The organism is Peptococcaceae bacterium 1198_IL3148, assembly GCA_036763105.1.
In the GTDB taxonomy this organism is placed as follows: Bacteria; Bacillota; Desulfotomaculia; order Desulfotomaculales; family Desulfohalotomaculaceae; genus JBAIYS01.
Genome location: JBAIYS010000094.1, coordinates 1 through 233, shown reverse-complemented (window position 1 = coordinate 233; position 233 = coordinate 1). Strand labels below are relative to the sequence as shown.

Below are 233 nucleotides of genomic sequence, written 5' to 3'. Positions count from 1 at the left end.
AATATCAAATAACGCTTAACACAACTAATATAAACATAACACCAGTCGTTAAAAACTTAACTTTTAATATAATAAATAATAAAATTCCTTCGATTAGTTTATCTATTCCTTCAAATAATCCACCATTTTCTGCAGTTACAGGACACGATAAAATGACCATTTCAGGCAATGTAACCGACCAGGATGTGGGAGATGTGTTAAATATTTACTATCGAATAGATAGTGGTAGTAAA

General features: G+C 29.6%; 1 protein-coding gene. It reads left to right on the top strand.

The window, feature by feature from the left end; translation table 11 throughout:
- Positions 1 to 233 (top strand): hypothetical protein (locus V6C27_15015; protein MEG6617673.1); only part of this gene is annotated, 233 nt, incomplete at both ends.